This is a genomic window from Hamadaea sp. NPDC050747 (assembly GCF_040654195.1).
In the GTDB taxonomy this organism is placed as follows: domain Bacteria; phylum Actinomycetota; class Actinomycetes; order Mycobacteriales; family Micromonosporaceae; genus Hamadaea.
On the sequence record NZ_JBFAHM010000016.1, the window covers coordinates 152,954 to 172,363 of the forward strand.

The window sequence follows — 19,410 nt, forward strand, 5'->3', positions numbered from 1 at the left end:
CTGTTGGCTTCAGCGTGACCGCTACGACTGAGGAGAAGGCCATGGGGATGCAGTTCGGGATCTTCACCGTCGGTGATGTGACGCCGGATCCGACCACCGGGAGGACGCCGACCGAACACGAGCGCATCAAGGCGATGACGACCATCGCGCTCAAGGCCGAGGAGGTCGGGCTCGACGTCTTCGCCACCGGGGAGCACCACAACCCGCCGTTCGTCCCGTCGTCGCCGACCACGATGCTCGGCTGGATCGCGGCCAGGACCTCCCGGCTGCTGCTCTCGACCGCGACGACGCTGATCACCACCAACGACCCGGTGAAGATCGCCGAGGACTACGCGATGCTCCAGCATCTCGCGGACGGCCGCGTCGACCTGATGCTCGGCCGCGGCAACACCGGCCCGGTCTACCCGTGGTTCGGCCAGGACATCCGCAACGGCATCGCGCTCGCCGTCGAGAACTACTCCCTGCTGCACCGGCTGTGGCGGGAGGAGGTCGTCGACTGGAAGGGCAAGTTCCGTACGCCGTTGCAGTCGTTCACCGCGACGCCGGCTCCGCTGGACGGGGTGCCGCCGTTCGTGTGGCACGGCTCGATCCGCAGCCCCGAGATCGCCGAGCAGGCCGCGTACTACGGGGACGGGTTCTTCGCCAACCACATCTTCTGGCCGAAGGAGCACACGCAGCGGATGGTCGGCCTCTATCGGCAGCGCTTCGAGCACTACGGCCACGGCTCGGCCGACCAGGCCATCGTCGGCCTCGGCGGGCAGGTCTTCATGCGGAAGAACTCGCAGGACGCGGTCAAGGAGTTCCGGCCCTACTTCGACAACGCGCCCGTCTACGGGCACGGCCCGTCGCTGGAGGAGTTCACCGCCGAGACGCCGCTGACCGTCGGCAGCCCGCAGCAGGTCATCGACCGGACGCTGAGCTTCCGTGAGTACGTCGGCGACTACCAGCGCCAGCTGTTCCTGATGGACCACGCCGGCCTGCCGCTGAAGACCGTCCTGGAGCAGCTCGACATCCTCGGCGAGGAGGTCGTCCCGGTGCTGCGCAAGGAGTTCGCCGCGATCCGCAAGCCCGGGGTGCCGGACGCCCCGACGCACGCCTCCCTGCTGGCCGCGGCGGCCGCCAAGGAATCCATTGTGGAAGACGCTGAGGCGGTACCGGCGGGAAAGGACGCCCTGTGAAGCAGCGCACCCTCGCGGTCGTGTCGGCGGGGCTGAGCCAGCCCTCGTCGACCCGGCTGCTGGCCGACCGGCTCGCCGCCGCCACGCGCGGCGAGCTGGAACGACTGGGCGTCACTGTGGAGACGACCTTCGTGGAGGTCCGCGACCACGCCCACGACGTCATGAACAACCTGCTGACCGGATTCCCCGCCGCCGGACTGCGTCAGGCGATCGACACGGTGAGCAACGCCGACGGCCTGATCGTTGTGACGCCGATCTTCAACGCCTCATACAGCGGGCTGTTCAAGTCGTTCTTCGACGTGCTCGACGACTCCGCGCTCATCGGGCGGCCGGTGCTGCTCGCCGCCACCGGCGGCTCGGCCCGGCACTCGCTGGCCCTGGAGCACGCGGTCCGCCCGATGTTCAGCTACCTGCGGGCGCAATCCGTCCCCACGTCGGTGTACGCCGCCCCGGAGGACTGGGCGGGTGCGCCCGGCGACGCCCAGGCGAGCGGCGCGCTCGCCGACCGCATCCGCCGGGCGGCGGCCGAACTCGCCGAGCTGATCGAACGGCACGAGCCGACGAAGGCGGCCGATCCGTTCGCCCTCACCACGACCTTCGAGGAGCTGCTGGGCAACCCGCCGGAGTGACCGCGACGGCCACCGCGCTCAGGAACTCTCCTTCTGCTCCAGGCCGACCGCGTCGCGCAGCTCGATCACGTCCTTCTTCAACGGCCGCACGGTCGGGTCGTCCGAGGCCATGTGGGTCATCAGGTCGGCGAGGCCGTCGGCGATGGCGTTCAGCTTGTGCTGGACCGCGTTGTTCTCCCGGGACTGCGTGTTCTGGAGCAGCGCGACCAGAAGGAAGGTGATGATCGTGGTCGCCGTGTTGATCACCAGCTGCCAGGTGTCGACGTTCTGGAAGAGGAAGTACGAAGGCGCCCAGATGACCACGAGCAGCACACAGATGGCGAAGAACCAGGCTCGGGACACGAACTTCTCGGCAGCGGTCGCGAACCGGTCGAACGGGCTCACATAGGACGTGACATCGCTCGGCATGGTCGGTTCGTGATCATGCTGATCGTCGTGCTGATCGGACTTCCGGCTCTCGACGGACATGACCGTGCTCTACCCCGATCGCCGAGCCGGGCAAACCCGGCTACGCCAACGGATCGATCGCCTCCAGCGCCTCCGCCGCGCTCTCCGAGTCGCCGTCCCGCAACGCCGACAACGCCTTGCGAGCCGCCGCCTCCAGCTGGTCCATCCGCTCGGCCTGCTGCTGCAGCTGCACGTTCTTCGCCCACATCTCGACGAACACCGACACCTTCGCCCGAAGGATCCACGGATCGAACGGCTTCGTCAGGTAGTCGACCGCGCCGGCCGCGTACCCCCGCAGGGCCAGCCGGGCGTCACGGTCGGCGGCGGTGAGGAAGATGATCGGGATCTGGCGAGTCCGATCACGACTCTTCACATGCGTCGCGGTCTCGAACCCGTCCATGCCCGGCATGTGCGCGTCCAGCAGAATCAAGGCGAAGTCGTCCAGGAGCAGCTGCTTGAGCGCCGCCTCGCCGCTGTCCACCGCGACGGTGATCAGCGGCATGCCCTGCAGGATGGCCTGCAAGGCGATCAGGTTGTCGTTGCGGTCGTCGACGAGCAGCACCTTCGCCGGCTGATCGCCCGGCGGCCGCGCAGTCGTCCGGCTCATTCGCTCTCCTTCCGCGGGCCGACCCAGGTGCCCATGAGCTCGAGCAGCTCATCGAGGTCGACCGGCTTGGTGATGTAATCGCTCGCGCCCGCCGCCACGGCCGCCTCCCGGTCCCCCGGCATCGCCTTGGCGGTCAGGAAGACCACGGGCAGATCGGCGAGTCTCGGGTTACGCCGGATGATCCGGGTCGTCTCGTAGCCGTCCTGCCCCGGCATCATCGCGTCCATCAGGACGATGTCGATCTCGGGGTGCCCGGCCAGCAGGCGTACGCCGTCGGAGCCGTTGTCGGCGTACAGGACCCGCATGCCGTGCAGCTCCAGGGCACTGGTCAGGGCGAACACGTTACGCACGTCGTCGTCCACGATGAGCACCGTCGTGCCGTCGAGCCGGACCGTGCCGCGCTCGCCACCGGACGGTCGCTTCAGGAGGAACCGGCTGGACGGCAGCGGCTCGGGCAACGGCGTGATCACCGGCCGCGACGGCATCGTGATCACCGGCCGGGACGGGGCCACCGCCACCCGCTCCACCCGGTCCGTGACGAACGAGCCGGGCAGCAGCAACGTGAACACCGATCCCTCGCCCGGCGTGGACGACACGGTGATCACCCCGCCGAGCAACCGGGCCAGTTCCCGGCTGATCGACAGCCCCAGGCCGGTGCCCCCGTAGCGCCGGCTCGTCGTGCCGTCGGCCTGTTTGAACTCGTCGAAGATGACGGCGACCTTGTCCGACGCGATGCCGATGCCGGTGTCGGTGACCCGGAAGGCGACCACCGAGGGCGCGGCGGCCAGCGTCGGCTCCTCGTACTCGGTGTCGTCGGCCAGCCCGATCTCCAGCCGGACGATGCCGCTGTCGGTGAACTTGACCGCGTTCGACATGAGATTGCGCAGGATCTGCTGCAGCCGCTGGGCGTCGGTCACCATGCTCGGCGGCAGCTCCGGGGCGACCTCGACCTCGAGCTGAAGCGCCTTCTCCTCGGTCTGCGGCCGGAACGCCTGCTCGACGTAGGCGCAGACCTCGGAGAACGCGACCTCGCCGAAGTCGACGTCCATCCGGCCGGCCTCGATCTTGGACAGGTCGAGGATGTCGTCGATCAACGCCATCAGGTCCGACCCGGCGTTGTGGATGGTGCGGGCGAACTCGATCTGCTTGTCGGTCAGGTTGTCCTCGGAGTTGTCCGCCAGCAACCGGGCCAGCAGCAACAACGAGTTCAGCGGCGTACGCAGCTCGTGGCTCATGTTCGCCAGGAACTCCGACTTGTACTGCGAGGCGGCCGCCAGCTGCTGGGCTTTCTCCTCCAGGCCGAGCCGGGCGAGCTCGATCTCCCGGTTCTTGATCTCGATGTTGCGGTTCTGCTCGGATAGCTGAGCCGCCTTCTCCTCCAGCTCGGCGTTGGTCCGCTGCAGTTCGGCCGACTGCTCGCGCAGCTCGTGCGCCAGCCGCTGCGACTGGTCCAGCAGCTCCTCCGTACGCCGGTTGGCCCGGATCGTGTTGAGGGCGACGCCGATGGTGGCGACCAGCCGCTCCAGGAACTCCAGATGCAACGCGGAGAACGAGGTCGCGCTGCCGAACTCGATCACTCCGAGCAGCGAGCCCTCGAACAGCACCGGGACGATGACGAGATCGCGTACGGGGATGGAGGCGGTGCCGGAGGCGATCGCCTGACCGTCCGCACCCGACGCGCTCGTGACCCGGATCGTCCGCAGATCGGCGGCGGACTGCCCGATGAGGCCCTCGCCGAGGTCGAACGTGAGGTCCTCACTGTTCGGCCCCAACCCGTACGCCGACGCCCGGCGCAGCGGCGGAGCGCCGTCCGGCTCGAAGAGGAAGAACGCCCCCAGCTGGGCTTCGACGAGCGGCGTGACCTCACGCATCAGCATCCGGCAGACCTCGGTCAGGTCCCGCTGCCCCTGGAGCAGCCCGCTGGTGCGGGCGAGGTTGGAGTCGAGCCAGCCCTGCTCGGCGTTCTCCTTGGTGGTCTCGCCGAGCGTGATGATCATCTGGTTGATGTTGTCCTTCAGCTCGGCGACCTCGCCCTGCGCCTGGACGGCGATCCGCTGGGTCAGGTCGCCCGTCGTCACCGCCGTGGACACCTGGGCGATCGCGCGCAGCTGCGTGGTCAGCGTCGAGGCGAGCTGGTTGACGTTCTCCGTCAGGTCCTTCCACGTCCCGGAGACGCCGAGCACCTGGGCCTGGCCGCCGAGCTTGCCCTCGGTGCCGACCTCCCGGGCGACTCGCGTCACCTCGTCGGCGAAGCTCGACAGCTGATCCACCATCGTGTTCACGGTGCTCTTGAGTTCGAGGATCTCGCCTCGGGCGTCCACCGTGATCTTCTGCTTCAGGTCGCCGTTCGCGACTGCGGTGGTCACCTGCGCGATGTTCCGCACCTGCGCGGTGAGGTTCCCCGCAAGCTGGTTCACGTTCTCCGTCAGGTCCCGCCACGTCCCGGACACGCCGCGTACCTGCGCCTGACCGCCGAGCTTGCCCTCCGAACCCACCTCACGGGCCACCCGGGTCACCTCGTCGGCGAAACTCGACAGCTGATCCACCATCGTGTTCACCGTGTCCTTGAGCTCCAGGATCTCGCCCTGGGCGACGACGGTGATCTTCTGCGACAGGTCACCCTTGGCGACGGCGGTCGTCACCTGCGCGATGTTGCGGACCTGAGCGGTCAGGTTGGACGCCATGAAGTTCACGTTGTCGGTCAGGTCGCGCCAGGTGCCGGCGACTCCGCGTACCTGGGCTTGGCCGCCGAGCTTGCCCTCCGAACCCACCTCACGGGCAACGCGGGTGACCTCGTCGGCGAAGCTCGACAGCTGATCCACCATCGTGTTCACCGTGCTCTTGAGCTCGAGGATCTCACCTCGGGCGTCCACTGTGATCTTCTGCGACAGGTCGCCCTGCGCCACCGCGGTCGTCACCTGCGCGATGTTCCGCACCTGGGCGGTCAGGTTCCCGGCGAGCTGGTTCACGTTCTCCGTCAGGTCCCGCCACGTCCCGGAAACCCCCCGTACCTGCGCCTGACCGCCGAGCTTGCCCTCCGAACCCACCTCACGGGCCACCCGGGTCACCTCGTCGGCGAAACTCGACAGCTGATCCACCATCGTGTTCACGGTGTTCTTCAGCTCCAGGATCTCGCCGCGCGCATCGACCGTGATCTTCTGCGACAGGTCGCCCTGCGCCACCGCCGTCGTCACCTGCGCGATGTTCCGCACCTGCGCGGTCAGGTTCCCCGCCAGCTCGTTCACGTTCTCCGTCAGGTCCCGCCACGTCCCAGACACGCCGCGTACCTGGGCTTGGCCACCGAGCTTGCCCTCCGAACCCACCTCACGAGCAACGCGGGTCACCTCGTCGGCGAAACTCGACAATTGATCCACCATCGTGTTCACGGTGTTCTTCAGCTCCAGGATCTCGCCCTGGGCCACCACCGTGATCTTCTGCGACAGGTCGCCCTGCGCCACCGCCGTCGAGACCTGGGAGATGTTGCGCACCTGCGCGGTCAGGTTGGACGCCATGTTGTTCACGGCGTCGGTAAGGTCCTTCCACGTCCCCGCGACGTTGGGCACCTCGGCCTGACCGCCGAGAATGCCCTCGGTGCCGACCTCCCGGGCCACCCGGGTCACCTGCTCGGCGAAGACCCGCAGCGTGATGATCAGCGAGTTGATCGTGTCGGCCAGGTCGGCGACCTCGCCGCCGGCCGCGATCGTGATCTTCTGCGAGAGGTCGCCCTGGGCGATCGCCGTGGTCACGGAGGAGATCGACCGCACCTGGTTGGTCAGGTTGGACGCCATGAGGTTCACGTTGTCGGTCAGGTCGCGCCAGGTGCCCGAGACCCCCCGGACGTCGGCCTGGCCGCCCAGCTTGCCCTCGGTCCCGACCTCCCGGGCGACCCGGGTGACCTCGGCGGCGAAGCTGGACAGCTGGCTCACCATCTTGTTCACCGTGCGGCCGATGGTCGCGAACTCGCCTCGCAGCGGACGCCCGTCGATGTCAAGGGCCATGTTCTGCGAGAGGTCGCCCTCGGCGACGGCCACGATCACGCGCGCGATCTCGGCGGTCGGCCGACCGAGGTCGTCGATCAGGTTGTTGATCGCCGTGATGCCCTCGGCCCAGTCGCCCTCGAAGGTCTCCTCGTCGAGGCGCTCGGTGACTCGTCCTTCACGTCCGACAACACGCGAGATGCGAAGAAGCTCCCTATTCTGCCGAACGAGCAGACCGGCGACGTCGTTGAAGGCGTCGGCCGCCTCACCCGCCTTGCCGGGCAGCCGGGGCAGCCGGGCCTCGAAACCGCCCTGCTGCAGCTCACGAAGGGCGGCGGCGAACTGCGCCCAGGCGGCCTCGTCGTCGAATCCTGCGACGACCGACGCCTCTTCCTGCACGGTCATGGCTTCGTCCCTCCCCGGTGTCCAACCCGGCGGATGCATCGCAACCGATGCCCCCAATGTCAATCCTCGTGCATTTGTCGGCGCCGAGCCAAGTCCTTGGCTGGCCGACGCTGCTCATTCACGCGACACTACAACCGTGCCAGGTGTGGAAACGCAGTCGGACGCGCTGCGATCGGTCGAAGATCTGCTGGCGGTTCAGCGCCCGGAGGGGTCGGGCCGCAGCGCCCGCCACTTCGCGCAGCAGCTCCTCCGGCTCCTGCTGCCCCGGCTCGCCACCTCCGGGGTGAGCGTGGAGGTCGACCGGGCGGACGGGCGTGGCGCCGTCACGTTAGCGGCGGCCGGGCGGCCGCCCGGAGAGCCGGGCGCTGCTCTCCGCGTACCACTGGAACTGACTCCGCCCTGGACCGGCGACATCCTGATCGCGCACAACGAGCCGGCGGAGACGCGGACCCTGTGCCGCCTGGCCGCGCAGCGGCTGGGCATGGTGCTGGAGCACGAGCGCCTGCGGGAGAACGACCTGCGCCGCCGCGAGTGGCTCACCTACCTGGTCGAGGTCGGCGACCTGCTCGCCCACTCGATCGACACCGCGCTCACCGAGGCGCTGATCCCCCGGCTGATCGTCCCCCGGCTGGGTGACTGGTGCGCGTTGCTGACCATCTCCGGCGGGCGTCCGCAGGTCGCCTCGGTCGCGCACATCGAGGAGGCGGCCGCCTCGAACATGCTGTCGCCCCACCACGACCTCGGCAAGCGGCTGACCTCGGACGAGCTGATGGAGGCGGTCGAGAGCGGCACCACGACGGCGCTGTCCGACCCGCCGGCCTGCCTGGTCGTGCCGCTGCTCGCCCACGGCCGCCTGCTCGGCGCGCTGACCGTCGGGCACGCCACCACGCCCGACGCCGAGACCGTCACCATCGCCGAAGAGGTCGCCCGGCGCGCGGCCACCGCGCTGGACAACGCGCACGTGCACGACGAACGCAGCCAGGTCGCCCGGATCCTCCAGGAAGCCCTGCTGCCCGGCGACCTTCCCGACCTGCCCGGCGTGGACATCGGCGCCCGCTACCTGCCCACCGGGCACTACGCCGAGGTCGGCGGCGACATGTACGACGTCATCCCGCTGCCCGGCGGCGGCTGCCTCGCGCTCGTCTGCGACGTGGCAGGCAAGGGCATCCAGGCGGCCAGCGCGACCGGCATCGTCCGTGAGGTGCTGCGGGCGCTGATCGCCGACGGCAAGCCCGTCAGCGAGGCGCTCGCCGGGCTCAACACCACCATGCACGCCCGCTCGGACCGCCACTGCACCCTCGCGCTGGCGGAGATCGCCCCCGCCGGGGACGCCCACGGCGATCGCGCGGTCACGGTCTACCTCGCCGGGCACGACCAGCCCATCCTGGTACGCGCGGACGGCGCGGTCACGCCGGCCGGAAAATGGGGAACCGCGCTCGGCGTGGTGGCCCGCGTCCACTGCCCACCGGAACGGCTCACCCTGCACCCGGGCGACGCGCTGGTCTTCTTCACCGACGGCGTCACCGAACGCCGCAACGGCCGCGAATTCTTCGGCCTGCACCGTATGCTGGACGCCGCCGCGCAGCTCGCCGGCAATCCAGCCGACGTCATCGCCGACGGGCTGGCGACGATGGCGCTCAATTTCTCCGCCGAACCCGTACGCGACGACATCACGGTCGTAGCGATCCGCAACGACGGCTGACACACTCAAGTGTCAGTGGGAATCGGGTGGCCTTGATCGGGAGGTGCGTGGTTGGCGACGCACACCGCGCGCGTGGTGGGCGACGACTGTGTCGTCACCCTGTCCGGGGAGATCGACATGTCGAACTCCAGCGAAGTCGAGACCTGGCTGAGCGAGGCGATCGAACACAACGGCTGCAGCCGGCTCGAAGTCGACCTCGGCCCGTTGGACTTCCTCGACTCCTTCGGGATACGCGCGCTGTTACGCGGGCGGGAACGGGCGGACGCCGCCGGGGTGGCTTATCGGCTGACGAACCCCAACGCGCTGGTCGAACGGATCCTGCGAACGCTTGGCCTGTACGAGCACCTCACCACCTGGTAACCCCTGTCCGCGCCGGAGCCCTTTCCGCGCCGGTGCCGCCTTTTTGCGCGATCATGAACTTTCGGTCGTGATCGACCGGCGTGTCGTGTCCGGGGAGCCCTGATCGACTCCGTCAACGGGTGATCGACTTCGGTCGACCGTCCCGCGGCGAAGTCAGCCGAAGGGGAGAAGTCAGCCGAAGACGCCGATGATCTTCCAGCCCTCGTCGGGGAAGCCGGCTCGGAGTGCCGTCCGGTCGGAGGCGATGTTCGCGGGGTCGTGCAGGTAGATCGGGACGGCCCCGGCGGCCAGAATCCAGCGCGCCGCCTGCGCGACCAGGCGCGCGGCCAGCCCCTGCCCCCGGTACGCCTCCTCGGTGCCGACCGAGATCTCCATGCCGGCCGCGTTGTGCCGCTTGATCCCGACGCCGGCGGCGTACGTGCCGTCCTCGGCGAACGCGATCAAGGCGTCCCCGCCGAACGGGTGCAGCCACGGCGGGACTCGCGGGTCGGTGATCGGCACCCATTCGCCGGCATCCGGCAAGCCGGCCGGCTCGGTGGACCACCGGAACACCCCCGCGAACACGCGAGCGGCGGGCCGCCCGAGCGCCGCCGGGAGGCGGCCGTCCACTTCGGCCCAGTCGCGTACGCCGGACCGCACGGCTTCGGCCAGCTCGGGCGGAACGGAAAGCACCCCGCCGTCGGGCGTACGCACGCCGACCACCTCGCGGACGGACCCGTCCCAGCTGGGCTGCGTACGCAGCGCGCTGCCGACGACCGTCAGTCCCGGGGTGCCGGGCCAGCCGCCCAGCCACTCGGTGAGGAACTTCTCCAGCCCACTCGTGCCGTTCATCATCACCTCACCGATATTCCCCGATCACGCCCGGCGTAGTGCTTTAGGATCGGTCGTCGTGACCACCGACCTGCACGGCGTACCAACTATGATCGTTTCGCCCGAGGGGCCGCCCTTCACCGGGGAGGCCGATGTGACCGACCTCATCGGTGACGCCTTCGGGACGGGCGCTGAGCTGGTGGTTCTTCCGGCCGATCGGCTTCCGGCCGAGTTCTTCTCGCTGCGGACCGGGATCGCGGGCGCGATCGCCCAGAAGTTCGTGAACTACCACATCCGCCTCGCGGTCGTCGGCGACATCACCGAGCACGTCGAGCGCAGCACCGCGCTGCGGGACTTCGTCGTCGAGACCAACCGCGGTCGCCAGCTCTGGTTCGTGCCGACCTTGGCCGACCTTCAGACGCGCCTGGCCGCCGGGGCACACGGCGCGCGCCCGGCCAACGGCCTCGCCGCGCGCCCGGCCGACGGCCCGGAGGACAGCGCCGACCGCGGGTAGGCTCCCCGGCATGCCCGTGCTGGAGATCCGCACCTACCGCCTCAAGCCCGGTACGCGGGACGAGTTCGTCCGCGTGATGCGGGAGGAGTCGGCCCCGTTGCTAGCGGCGGCCGGCATCCGCGTCCTCGACGCGGGACCGTCGCTTGTCGACGAAGACGGCTTCGAGGAGGCGTACCTCGTGCGCGTCTTCGACTCGCTGGAGCACCGCGCCGCCCAGGAGGACGCCTTCTACGGATCCGCGGTATGGCGCGAGGGACCCCGTGAGGCGATCGTCTCCCGGATCGAGACCTACCACACGATCGTCGTCGAGGTCCCCGCAGCCGTCATCGCGCACTGGCGACCGGCAACGCCGTGATCCGGGCCGCCAACTGCGGCAACACGACGCCAAGCGGCGCGTCGACCCGGAGGTCGGCGTACGCGTCGCCGCGGGTCTCGCCCTGGTTGACGATCGCCACCGGAATGCCGAGCTTGGCGGCCCGCAACACGAACCGGCGACCCGACATCACCGTCAACGACGACCCCAGCACCAGCAGCAGGCGCGCTCCTTCGACGAGCGCATAGCTGTCGCGTACGCGGTCGACGGGGACGGCCTCGCCGAAGAAGACGACGTCGGGCTTGAGGACGCCGCCGAGGCAGGTCGTGCAGTCCACCGGCTCGAAGCCGTCGAGGGCGGAGTCGTCGAGGTCGACATCGCCGTCCGGGTTCACCGCGAGGATCTCCGCGTCGAAGCCCGGGTTGGCCGTCCGCAGCCGATCGTCGTGGTGGTCACGTGAGGTGCCCTCACCACAGCCGAGGCAGACGATGCGGTCGAGATTGCCGTGCAGTTCGATGACCGACCGCGCGCCGCCCGCCTGGTGCAGGCCGTCGACGTTCTGCGTGACGATGCCGTCCAGCACACCCGACGCCTCCAGCGAGGCGACGGCTTTGTGCCCAGGGTTCGGCTCGGCCCGGGCGATCCGCCGCCAGCCCAGGTGGCTGCGCGCCCAGTAGCGGCGGCGCGCCAGCGGATCGCCGACGAACGTCTGATAGGTCATCGGCGTATGCCGTCGCGCCACCCCACTCGGCCCGCGATAGTCCGGTATGCCTGATTCAGTGGATAGCCCGGCGCCGCTGAGGACGGCGACACCACCCGCCCCGGCGAGACGGGCCAGGGCGTCCAACTGCGCGTCGATCACGCATCCATGCTGCCTCGCCGTACGCCGAACCGCACACCGCCGCGGGCGATGTCGATCATGCCGCCAGGGAATTGATCAGGATGCCGCGGACACGGCACGCCGCGCGATCATGACCGATAGTTCATGATCGCGCGGAAAAGGCGGGGGGAAGGGCGGGGTCAGCGGGAGGGGCGGAGGTCTTTGCGCAGGATCTTGCCTGAGGCGCTCTTGGGGATCGCCTCGACGAAGGTGACCGCCCGCACCTTCTTGTACGGCGCGACCCGCTCGGCAACGTAGGCCATCACCTCGGCCGAGGTCAACGCCGGGTCGGCGGGCACGACGAAGGCGTGCGGGATCTCCTCCCCGTCGGCGTCGTGGCCGGCGATGACGGCGGCGTCCGCGATCGAGGGGTGGTTGAGCAGCACCGCTTCCAGTTCGGCCGGCGGCACCTGGTAGCCCTTGTATTTGATCAGTTCTTTGACCCGGTCGAGGATGAACCAGTCGCCGTCGGCGTCGACCATGGCGAGGTCGCCGGTGTGGAGCCAGCCGTCCGGATCGATCGTGGCGGCGGTCTCCTCCGGGCGGCCGAGGTAGCCCAGCATCACCTGCGGGCCACGGATCAGCAGTTCGCCGCTCTCCCCCACCCCGGCGTCCGCGCCGGTCGCGACGTCGATCAGGCGCGCCTCCGTGTTCGGCAGCAGCGGGCCGATGGAGCCGGCCTTGTTCTCGCGGGCGCCGTAGGGCTGGGCGTGGGTCACCGGGGACAGTTCGGTCATCCCGTAGCCCTGCTGCACCGCGCAGCCGAGCCGGGCGGCGCAGGCGGCGGCGAGGTCGCCGTCGAGCGGCGCAGCGCCGGAGAAGACGACTTCCAAGGCGGACAGGTCGTACTCGGCGACGGCTGGGTGCTTGGCGAGCGCCAGGACGACCGGCGGCGCGACCATCGCCCGGGTGACTTTGTGGACCGACAGCGCGGTCAGGAACTCGGTGAGGTCGAAGCGCGGCAGGATCACCAGCGCGCCGCCCCGGGCCAGCACCATGTTCATCAGCACGGTCAGGCCGTAGATGTGGAAGAACGGGAGGATCGCGATCACGCGGTCGTGGTCGGAGTAGCTGATCGGGACCTGCGCCTGCTCGACATTGGCCACGATGTTCCGGTGGGTGAGCATGACGCCCTTGGCCACCCCGGTCGTGCCGCTCGAATAGGGCAGGGCGGCGACCGCCGTGGCCGGGTCGAGCTCCACCACCGGCGCCGGAGCCTCCGAGGCGAGCAGGTCACGCACCGACCGATAACCCTCCGCCTCGTCGCAGACGAACACGGTGACCTCGGACTGCGCGGCGGCGACCCGGTCCAGGAACGGCGACACCGTCACGAGGAACCGCGCCTTCGAGTCGTGCAGCTGCGAGGCCAGGTCCGCCGGGGTCGCGAGGGCGTTCACGGTGGTCACCGTCGCGCCGGCGGCCAGCGCCGCGTGGAACACGACCGGGTAGAGCAGCGTGTTCGGGCTGAAGATCGCGAGCACGTCCCCGGGGCGCAGGCCCGCCTCGGCCAGTCCGGCCGCCAGGCGCTCCACCTGGTACGCCAATTGCGCGTACGAGACGGTCTGTCCCGTCCGCCCGTCGATGAGCGCCGGAGCGTCTCCGCGAGCGGCGGCGCCGCCGAGGACGTGCTGCGGGATGGTGGCGTCCGCGACGGCGAGGTCGGGGAACGGGCTGTGGAACATCGAACCTCCACGGGAAGTGACGTGCGCCACAGAATAGCCCGATCCCCGACCGCCGAACAGGTAGATCACCCCGTGAAGGGGCTGAGCAGGTGGGTGAAGTCCCAGGTGTTCTGCACGATGCCGGAGCAGGTGTTGGAGTCGGTCACGCCCGGGCAGCCCCCGTTGTCCCGCTGGATCGCCCACATCGACAGCTCGCTGAGGCCGTTGGCCCGCGCGAAGTCGAGCATGCGCTGGGCGTCCGGCAGATAGGTGATCTCGGTCTTCTTCGGGTAGTCGTCGATGCCGGGGAGCAGCGTCAGCCCGATCATCGCCCACAGCTGTGCCGGGGTCTTGGCCGGATACAGCGTGTGGAGCTGGTCGTAGAGGCCCTGCGCGGCGGTGAGCGCGGCGGCGCCCATGTCGGTGGTGACCTTGTCGTAGTAGTCGAAGACCATCAGGTTCACGATGTCGACGCGTACGCCGTTGGCCAGGGCGTTCTGCAGGATCGCCAGCCCGGAGGGTTCGAGCCCGTCGGCCGAGGTGGGCACGGTGTAGACGATGTCGACCCGGCGACCGGTGGCCGCCGCCCAGTCCTGGAGCAGCTTGATCGCCTTGTTCCGCCGGTCGATGCCGTCGGGCTTGGTGAGCGACCGGCCCTCGATGTCCATGTCGAGGCGGGTCACCCCCAGCCGGACGACGACGTCCTCGTACGCCGCCGCGATGGCGGCCGGGTCCTGGCAGGAGTCGCCGATCTCGGTCCCGCCCTGGTCGGCGCTCCAGCCGCCGAACGAGGGCACCACGTCGCCGCCCATCGCCCGCAGGGCGGCGATGTCGTCCACATAGGCGTTGGAGGCGACCGTACGCGCCCTCTCGCCGTTCCACGCGAGCGTGCACGACGTCTTCGACAGGGTCTCGAGGAAGGCCAGGGTGAAGTAGCGAGCGCCGGACTGCTGCGCGATGCCGGTGAGGGTGTCCGGTTCCCAGGTTTCGAAGTAGGGGGCGAAGACGTGCGCCGGCAACGGTGTGGGGGCGGCCGCCGCGGGGCTGGGCAGAGCGAGCACGGCCAGTGCGGCCGCGGCCGCGAGGAGACGTCGGGCCATCGGGGATCGCCTTTCTGACGAACTTGCCCGGAAGCAGATTTGTAAGAAAGCCTTACTATTCGTTCGCGACCGGTCAAGACGGCCGAACGGCGGCCCCGTTTGTCACGGCAGTGACACGCTTCGAAGCAAGGACACGCACCAGGCGAAGTGGCCGTCGCCGCCCGTCCCGTCGTACGCCGCCGCCCCGATCAGCGCGTAGTACGCCTGATACAACCGCAACAGCTCGGGCGCGTACCCGAAGTGGGCTGTCACGAGCGCGGTCATCTCGGCTTCCCGGGTGGCCGCGGCCGGGCCGTACATGTCGAAGAAGGCGGCGAAGGTGGCGGCGTCGAAGGCCGGATCCCCGGCGGTGCTGAGGAATCCCCAGTCCAGCAGCCCGCTGACCGCCCCGGCCGAGTCCACCAGGATGTTCGGCCGGCAGAGGTCGCCGTGGATCACTCGCTCGTCGCCCCGTTCGAGATCCGGCAGAGACGCCGCCACTCGCTCGGCCAGAGCATCCACTTCGGGTAGTGCCTGCCGGAGAACCGGGCCGTGCTGGGCCAGGCGCCGTTCCAGCAGGTCCACCAGCGAAGCTCGCCAGGTGCCGGCAGTCCACAGTGGCGTACGGCCGCCGAAGACCGGCAGCGCGCGAGCGGCCGGACCGGCCGCGGTGGCGGCCAACGCCACCAGCACGGTCGCCGCCCGCTCCTGCTGCTCCGCCAGACTGAGCCCGGACGAGGACAACGGGACACCGGCGAGTTCGCGCTCGATGGTCACCACCTGACCGTTCCGCTCGACGATGTCGAGGATCTCCGGCGTCGCGAACGGCAGCGAAAGCCCGGCGTAGAACTCCGCGAGCGGCCTCAGTTGCGCGGCGTCCCGGGAGAACCAGGACTTCGCGATGCGACCACCGGGAAGGCGATAAACCACGCCCTCCATCCCGCGGCCGATCTCCTCCAGCGCGCCGAGGTCCATCAGGAGGACTTCAGGAGGTCTTCGCGGGCGACGAACTCCATGCGCGTACTGGGGATGGTGCAGGCGAACGCGCCCGCCACCGCGCCGTTGCGCAGGCAGGTGTCCCAGTCGGCGCCGTTCAGCAGCCCGAACAGGAATCCCGTGACGAAGGCGTCGCCCGCCCCGTTCGAGTCCACGACCGGAGCCGGTGGAACCAGTGCGGGCTGATGGCGTACCCCTGGGGAATCGCGGGTGAGCAGGAACGCGCCCGCGGAGCCGGCGGTCGCGATCACCGCGCGCGCCCGGCCATTCGCGAGCAGAGCGCGCATGGCGGTCTCGTGGTCCGCGAGCGCCGCGGCCGACAGGAACACGATGTCCGCGTGCTCGGCGAAGCCCAGGTGGTACGGGTTCTCGCCGTCCCAGTTGTGCAGATCGGTGGAGATCGTCGCACCACTCTGGACGATCGCGGGCAGCGCCTGCGCGCCCGGATGCGTGATCGAGACGTGCACATGGCGGCTCGCCCCGGCCAGCTTCGCGACCAGGTCCGCGGGGAAGCGGTCGTCGGCGTGGCCCCGGCTCACGTCGTAGAGCGACAGCCGCCGGCCCGCCGGGTCGACCAGATTGACCGCTCGCTTGGTCCCGGCCGCGGTGGGCACGACCGTGAACCCCACCCCGTGGCGTTCGTGCAGCTCCCGCACGAGGTCTCCCTCGTGGTCCGCGCCCAGCACGTCGAGATGATGGGTACGCAGACCGAGCGAGTGGAGTCCGAGAGCGACGAAGTCCCCCGTCTGCCCGGCGCGGGTCTGGATGGCCGGCACCATGTAGCTGTCGGCGTACGCGAGGGGCAGTTCGGGCACGTAGACGATGGTGTCGACGCCGGCACCGCCGAGGACGAGCACGTCGTAGTCGGTCATTGTTACAGTCCTTCGAAGGGTGCGGCGTAGCGGAAGACGCCCGGCGCCGGCGCGTACGCGGTCAGCGGCCGGATCTGGAAGTACTCGGCCCAGTCGGGCTCGGGCGGGGTGATCTCGAAGTCGGTCGAGCGCCGGAAGCCGAACCGGCCGTAGAAGGCGGGTGAACCGAGGAGGGCGACGAGGGGCTCGTCGAGGGCTTCGGCTGCCCCGAGCACGGCGTGCATCAGCGCCAGGCCGATGCCCTGACCCTGCCGATCCGGGCGTACGCCGATCGGGCCGAGCCCGAGCGCCGGAGTCTCGGCCGCGTCGCCGACCACGCGGCCTCGGGTGCAGACGACGTGCCCGACGATCTCGCCGTCGATCTCGTCCCCGTCGACCGCGACGAGGGAGAACTGCGGCAGCCAGCCCGAGTCGGCGCGCAGGTCGTCGAGGAGTCTCGCCTCGATCGGGTCGATGCCGTCCCGGGTGAACGCCGCAGCGATCACCGCCCGGACGGCAGCCTGGTCAGCGGGCAGTTCCCGGCGAACGATCATGGGACCATCATGCCCCGGCCGTCCAGGGAATTGTCGCCCGCACCCAGTACGCTCATCGGACTATACCGCTGTATCAATGGGGGGCTGGTGTGCTGATCACCCGCGACGGCGACTTCTGCCGGGTCGACTTCGACTGGGTCGACGACGATCCCGGTCACCCTGCCCACGACGTCCTCGTCCGCCTCATCGGCGCGACGGACTACGCCCACGACGACGGGGATCTGACGGCGTACCTGATGGATCGGGGGGACGACGGCGTCTGGCGGCTGTCCTTGCGGCTGCCGAGCGGCCTGCGCACGTCCTATCAGATCTGCCCCGTCCGCGACGAGCCGCTGCGCGGCGAGCATCCCGACGACGACCGGTGGGCCGCCATCCTCACCGGGGGCCATCCCGATCCCGGGCACAGCGCCGGCATCGGCCCGTCGACGTGGCCGAACCACGGCGTGGCGTCGGTGCTGAGCCTGCCGGACGCACCGCCACAGCCTTGGCTGGAGCCGCGCGATGCGCCGCGTGGCGCCGTCACACGGCACGCTCTCGGCGACTCGGCGGTCTGGGTCTACGAACCGGCGAAGAAGGCAGCGGTCTACGCGCTGGCCGTGTTGTTCGACGGCAGGGTGTGGGACGGCATCGACGTCACCACCGCCTTCGACAACCTGACCGCGGCCGGGGCCATCCCGCCGACCGTCTTCGTCGGCATCGACTCCGTCCACGGGCTGCCCCGCAATCAGGCGCTCACCCGGCCCGGCGTCCTGGAACCGTTCCTGCTGGACGAGGTGCTGCCCTTCGTCCACAGCGGATGGTCCGTCACCACCGACCCGGCCCGGACCGTGCTGGCCGGGCAGAGCCTCGGCGGACTGGCCGCCACCCGGATCGGCCTCGACCACCCCGACCGGTTCGGCCGCATCCTGACGCAGTCCGGATCCTTCTGGCGGGCGGCCGACGGCCCCGACGAGATCGACTCCCTCGCCCTGTTCGACGCGTACGCCGAGGCCGGCGGCGTACCGCTGAAGTTTTTCCAGGAGGCGGGCAGCCTCGAACGGATCCTGTTGACCCGCAACCGGATCTTCCACGGCATCCTGCTGGACCGCGGGATTCCGGTGACCTATCGCGAATACCAAGGCGGCCACGACTACGCGTGCTGGCGAGGTGGACTGGCCGACGGGCTCATCGAACTGCTCGAGCTTCCCGAGGATTGACGACGGGGTGTCGCCGGACATCGGAGTCCTCTACGATCCGCGGCCATGACGATGCCACCGCCTCCGGAGACTCCCCAGGAGCCGCCGACCGGATGGACGCCGCCCGGCCAGCCGGGATACCCGCAGCCCCAATACCCAGTGGCGCCGCCGCCGTTCCCGCCGCAACAGCCGTATCCGCCCCAGGCATATCCGCAGCAGGCTCAACAACAACAGCCGTATCCGCCGCAGCCGTTCCAGCCGCAGCCATTCCCGGGCGCCGCACCCACTGCACCACCCGCCGCCCCGGTCGCGCCGCGCAAGCGTCGCACCGGGCTGATCGTCACGATCGTCGTGGTGGTGCTCGTGCTGTGCTGCGGCGTGACCGGAGGCGGCGGCTGGTGGGCGTACTCGAAGTATCAGGAGGGCGCGACGGACCGGGAAATGAAGACCGTGGCCACCAGCGTCCACGGGTACCCGCTGGGCGAGCACCGGGTCATCTTCACGCTCTCCGGCAGCGGCTCGGTCACGGTCGAGTACTCCGACGGAACCCGGCAGACGTCGGTGGTCGAGGGCATGCCGTGGCGCAAGACCGTGGTGGTCCCGAAGGACGACTTCCTCGTCTGGGTCCGCGTCGACGCGTCCTCCGGCGGCAACGTCCAACGGTGCACGATCGACGTCGACGGCAGCCCCGCGGTCGCCGGTGGGCTGACCGGGTCGCAGGTCGTCTGCGCCGTCTCGTTCAGCTCCTGACGCTCAGCCTCGGAAGATCGCCGTGATCTCGACCTCCAGCACCGCGCCGGGCAGGAAGAGCCGGCTCACCTCGACCGTGGTGCTCGCCGGAGGCGTCTGACCGGGCTCGACCGGGAAGCGCTTCCGGCGCACCGCCCCGTACGCGGGAAGGTCGTCCAGGCTGGTCATGAAGGTACGGATGTGCGCGACGTCGGCGAAGGTGGCCCCATGGGCAGCCAGGACGCCCTCGATGATCTCGAAGATGCGCTCGGACTGGGCACCGGCGTCACCGGGGGCGACCACCGCGCCGTCGTCGTCCACGGCGACCTGGCCCGCGAGGAAGAGCAACGCTCCGCCACCGACGTCAAGCCGGGCGACGTGGGCGAAACGGTCGCCGAACGGGGCGGCGACGGAGGCGGGATTGTCCAGGGTGAGGTTCACTTCTGCTCCTTTGGTTCCGCGCCCTACGGCGCGCTGGCGGCCGTACAGCGATTGGCGGCCGTACGGCGATTGGCGGCCGTACAGCGATTGGCGCTGGATCAG

Annotated in this window: 19 protein-coding genes; 8 read left to right on the plus strand and 11 right to left on the minus strand. The window is 69.8% G+C overall.

Going from position 1 to position 19,410, the window contains the following annotated elements; all coding sequences use genetic code 11:
- Positions 1–47: 47 nt before the first annotated feature.
- Positions 48–1,178 carry an LLM class flavin-dependent oxidoreductase gene (locus tag AB0H43_RS33325; protein ID WP_360006046.1) on the plus strand — a complete coding sequence of 377 codons (1,131 nt, stop codon included), beginning with the start codon at positions 48–50 and terminating at the stop codon, positions 1,176–1,178.
- The gene (locus AB0H43_RS33330; protein ID WP_360005986.1) at positions 1,175–1,807 is read left to right on the plus strand and encodes an FMN reductase; all 633 of its coding nucleotides are present in this window, start codon (positions 1,175–1,177) and stop codon (positions 1,805–1,807) included. Before AB0H43_RS33325 ends, AB0H43_RS33330 begins: the two co-directional genes overlap by 4 nt.
- An 18-nt stretch (positions 1,808–1,825) precedes the next feature.
- Here the strand turns inward: AB0H43_RS33330 and AB0H43_RS33335 are convergent, their stop codons facing one another.
- The 3 genes from AB0H43_RS33335 to AB0H43_RS33345 are packed head-to-tail and all read right to left on the minus strand — an operon-like array spanning position 1,826 to position 7,243.
- Positions 1,826–2,275, minus strand: a complete 450-nt coding sequence (locus tag AB0H43_RS33335; protein ID WP_360005988.1) for a low affinity iron permease family protein — start codon at positions 2,273–2,275, stop codon at positions 1,826–1,828.
- Between the two features lie 40 nt (positions 2,276–2,315).
- Positions 2,316–2,861 carry a response regulator gene (locus tag AB0H43_RS33340; RefSeq protein WP_360005990.1) on the minus strand — a complete coding sequence of 182 codons (546 nt, stop codon included), beginning with the start codon at positions 2,859–2,861 and terminating at the stop codon, positions 2,316–2,318.
- Positions 2,858–7,243, minus strand: coding sequence for a HAMP domain-containing protein (locus AB0H43_RS33345; RefSeq protein ID WP_360005992.1), 4,386 nt, complete (start codon positions 7,241–7,243; stop codon positions 2,858–2,860). Before AB0H43_RS33345 ends, AB0H43_RS33340 begins: the two co-directional genes overlap by 4 nt.
- A 136-nt stretch (positions 7,244–7,379) precedes the next feature.
- Between AB0H43_RS33345 and AB0H43_RS33350 the strand changes: the two genes are divergently transcribed.
- The gene (locus AB0H43_RS33350) at positions 7,380–8,945 is read left to right on the plus strand and encodes a SpoIIE family protein phosphatase (RefSeq protein ID WP_360005994.1); all 1,566 of its coding nucleotides are present in this window, start codon (positions 7,380–7,382) and stop codon (positions 8,943–8,945) included.
- Between the two features lie 51 nt (positions 8,946–8,996).
- On the plus strand, positions 8,997–9,305 hold the full coding sequence (locus AB0H43_RS33355; RefSeq protein WP_360005996.1) for an STAS domain-containing protein: 309 nt from the start codon (positions 8,997–8,999) through the stop codon (positions 9,303–9,305).
- A gap of 171 nt (positions 9,306–9,476) precedes the next feature.
- Here AB0H43_RS33355 and AB0H43_RS33360 read toward each other — a convergent pair whose 3' ends face one another.
- A complete protein-coding gene (locus tag AB0H43_RS33360; RefSeq protein WP_360005998.1) occupies positions 9,477–10,136 on the minus strand; it encodes a GNAT family N-acetyltransferase in 660 nt (219 codons plus the stop codon).
- A 58-nt stretch (positions 10,137–10,194) separates the two neighbouring features.
- On the opposite strand from AB0H43_RS33360, the gene AB0H43_RS33365 reads away from it, so the two are divergent.
- Positions 10,195–10,629, plus strand: coding sequence for a DUF4180 domain-containing protein (locus tag AB0H43_RS33365; RefSeq protein WP_360006000.1), 435 nt, complete (start codon positions 10,195–10,197; stop codon positions 10,627–10,629).
- Between the two features lie 10 nt (positions 10,630–10,639).
- Positions 10,640–10,984, plus strand: coding sequence for an NIPSNAP family protein (locus AB0H43_RS33370; protein WP_360006001.1), 345 nt, complete (start codon positions 10,640–10,642; stop codon positions 10,982–10,984).
- Here AB0H43_RS33370 and AB0H43_RS33375 read toward each other — a convergent pair.
- The 6 genes from AB0H43_RS33375 to AB0H43_RS33400 all read right to left on the minus strand — a co-directional run bounded on the left by AB0H43_RS33375 (position 10,953) and on the right by AB0H43_RS33400 (position 16,963).
- On the minus strand, positions 10,953–11,804 hold the full coding sequence (locus AB0H43_RS33375; RefSeq protein WP_360006003.1) for an NAD-dependent protein deacetylase: 852 nt from the start codon (positions 11,802–11,804) through the stop codon (positions 10,953–10,955). The genes AB0H43_RS33370 and AB0H43_RS33375 overlap by 32 nt on opposite strands.
- A gap of 158 nt (positions 11,805–11,962) precedes the next feature.
- Positions 11,963–13,504, minus strand: coding sequence for a 4-coumarate--CoA ligase family protein (locus AB0H43_RS33380; RefSeq protein WP_360006004.1), 1,542 nt, complete (start codon positions 13,502–13,504; stop codon positions 11,963–11,965).
- Between the two features lie 65 nt (positions 13,505–13,569).
- A complete protein-coding gene (locus AB0H43_RS33385; RefSeq protein WP_360006006.1) occupies positions 13,570–14,583 on the minus strand; it encodes a chitinase in 1,014 nt (337 codons plus the stop codon).
- A gap of 102 nt (positions 14,584–14,685) precedes the next feature.
- Positions 14,686–15,537: a phosphotransferase gene (locus AB0H43_RS33390; protein ID WP_360006008.1), complete on the minus strand. Its 852-nt coding sequence runs from the start codon at positions 15,535–15,537 to the stop codon at positions 14,686–14,688.
- Positions 15,537–16,430 carry an adenosine kinase gene (locus AB0H43_RS33395; protein WP_360006010.1) on the minus strand — a complete coding sequence of 298 codons (894 nt, stop codon included), beginning with the start codon at positions 16,428–16,430 and terminating at the stop codon, positions 15,537–15,539. The genes AB0H43_RS33390 and AB0H43_RS33395 overlap by 1 nt, the downstream gene beginning before the upstream one ends.
- A 2-nt stretch (positions 16,431–16,432) precedes the next feature.
- On the minus strand, positions 16,433–16,963 hold the full coding sequence (locus AB0H43_RS33400; protein WP_360006012.1) for an N-acetyltransferase: 531 nt from the start codon (positions 16,961–16,963) through the stop codon (positions 16,433–16,435).
- An 89-nt stretch (positions 16,964–17,052) separates the two neighbouring features.
- On the opposite strand from AB0H43_RS33400, the gene AB0H43_RS33405 reads away from it, so the two are divergent.
- Positions 17,053–18,159: an alpha/beta hydrolase-fold protein gene (locus tag AB0H43_RS33405; RefSeq protein WP_360006014.1), complete on the plus strand. Its 1,107-nt coding sequence runs from the start codon at positions 17,053–17,055 to the stop codon at positions 18,157–18,159.
- Positions 18,160–18,204: 45 nt separating this feature from the next.
- Positions 18,205–18,888 (plus strand): hypothetical protein, encoded by a 684-nt coding sequence (locus tag AB0H43_RS33410; protein WP_360006016.1) that lies wholly within the window; start codon positions 18,205–18,207, stop codon positions 18,886–18,888.
- Positions 18,889–18,891: 3 nt separating this feature from the next.
- Here AB0H43_RS33410 and AB0H43_RS33415 read toward each other — a convergent pair whose 3' ends face one another.
- Positions 18,892–19,308, minus strand: a complete 417-nt coding sequence (locus AB0H43_RS33415) for a RidA family protein (RefSeq protein ID WP_360006018.1) — start codon at positions 19,306–19,308, stop codon at positions 18,892–18,894.
- Between the last annotated feature and the right edge of the window lie 102 nt (positions 19,309–19,410).